The organism is Streptosporangium vulgare (genome assembly GCF_042428775.1).
Taxonomy (GTDB): Bacteria; Actinomycetota; Actinomycetes; order Streptosporangiales; family Streptosporangiaceae; genus Streptosporangium; species Streptosporangium vulgare.
The window spans coordinates 1-2,049 of record NZ_JBHMBS010000088.1; the positions used below are offsets into that span (position 1 = coordinate 1).

General features: G+C 72.4%; 1 protein-coding gene. It reads left to right on the forward strand.

Annotated features, from left to right (window positions below; genetic code table 11):
* Positions 1-2,049 (forward strand): type I polyketide synthase (locus ACFFRH_RS44050; protein WP_446697435.1); only part of this gene is annotated, 2,049 nt, incomplete at both ends.

Genomic DNA, 2,049 nt, shown 5'->3' on the forward strand with positions numbered 1-2,049 from the left:
TGACCGCGGTCGAGCTGCGCAACAAGCTGATGGCGGTCTCCGGGCTGCGACTGCCCGCCACCCTCGTCTTCGACTACCCGACCGCCCAGGCGGTGGCCGATCACCTGGCGAGCGAACTCGGCGGAGCCGCCTCGGCCGACGCGGTCACCGTGACCAGGACGGCGATCGACGACGAGCCGATCGCGATCGTGGGCATGGCCTGCCGCTACCCCGGCGGCGTCTCCTCGCCCGAGGGACTGTGGGACCTGGTGTCGTCCGGTACGGACGCCATCGGCGAGTTCCCCACCGATCGCGGCTGGGACCTGGACAAACTGTATGACCCGGACCCCGAGGCCCACGGCACCTCCTACGTACGGCGCGGTGGCTTCCTGGGAGAAGCCGGTGACTTCGACCCCGCGTTCTTCGGGATCAGCCCGCGTGAGGCGCTCGCGATGGACCCGCAGCAGCGGCTGCTGCTGGAGACCTCGTGGGAGGCGGTCGAGCGGGCCGGGATCCGCCTGAACCACCTGCGAGGGAGCCGTACGGGCGTGTTCACCGGTGTGATGTACCACGACTACGCGAGCCAGCTCACCTCCATCCCGGAGGAGCTGGAGGGCCTGATCGGCACCGGCAACTCCGGAAGCGTCGCCTCCGGACGGGTCTCGTACACCTTCGGGTTCGAGGGACCGGCGATGACCGTGGACACGGCGTGCTCGTCGTCGCTGGTCGCGCTGCACCTCGCCGTGCAGGCGCTCCGGAACGGCGAGTGCGACCTCGCCCTGGCCGGTGGCGTGACGGTGATGGCGACCCCGGGCACGTTCATCGAGTTCTGCCGTCAGGGCGCCCTGTCCGTCGACGGCCGGTGCAAGGCGTTCTCGGCGGACGCCGACGGCGCGGGCTGGAGCGAGGGCGTGGGCATGCTGCTCGTCGAGCGGCTGTCGGACGCCCGGCGCAACGGCCACCAGGTCCTCGCCGTCGTACGGGGCAGCGCGGTCAACCAGGACGGCGCGAGCAACGGGCTGACCGCGCCGAACGGTCCGTCGCAGCAGCGGGTGATCCGCCAGGCCCTCTCCAACGCGGGCCTGTCGCCCGCCGACATCGACGCGGTCGAGGCGCACGGCACCGGAACGCCGCTCGGCGACCCGATCGAGGCGCAGGCGCTGATGGCCACGTACGGTCAGGACCGCCCGGAGGACCGGCCCGTCTGGCTGGGGTCCATCAAGTCGAACATCGGCCACGCCCAGGCCGCCGCCGGCGCCGCCGGGATCATCAAGATGGTGATGGCGATGCGGCACGGCGTGCTGCCGCGGACCCTGCACGCGAACGAGCCGAGCCCGCACGTGGACTGGTCGGCCGGTGCCGTGGAGTTGCTCACCGAGGCCCGCTCGTGGACCTCCGAGGACCAGCCGCGCCGGGCCGCGGTCTCCTCCTTCGGGGTCAGCGGCACGAACGCGCACGTGATCATCGAGGAGGCCCCCGCCCAGGAGGCGGCCGAGACCGAGGCGCCCGCCGAGGTACCGGCGGTGCCGGTGCCGCCGGTGCTGCCGTGGGTGCTGTCGGCGAGGACGAGCGAGGCGCTCCGGGCACAGGCCGAGCGGCTCGGGACGTGGCTGGAGACGGGAACCGGCACCGACGCCGACGTGGCCCACTCGCTGGCGTCCTCCAGGTCGGTGTTCGACCACCGCGCGGTGGTCGTGGGCGCGGATCGGGATGAGCTCCTCGCCGGTACGGCGACGCTGGCCGCGGGCGGTGTCAGCGCCGGAGTGGTGACCGGCGCGCCCGGCTCGGACGGCAAGACGGTGTTCGTCTTCCCTGGTCAGGGGTCGCAGTGGTTGGGGATGGGGGTTGAGCTGCTGGAGTCTTCGGCGGTGTTCGCGGGTCGGATGGCGGAGTGTGAGGCGGCGCTGTCGGGGTTCGTGGACTGGTCGTTGACCGGGGTGTTGCGGGCCGAGGTGGGTCAGCCGGGCTTCGATCGGGTGGATGTGGTTCAGCCGGTGTTGTGGGCGGTGATGGTCTCGCTGGCGGAGGTGTGGCGTTCGCTGGGGGTGGAGCCGGCGGCGGTGGTGGGTC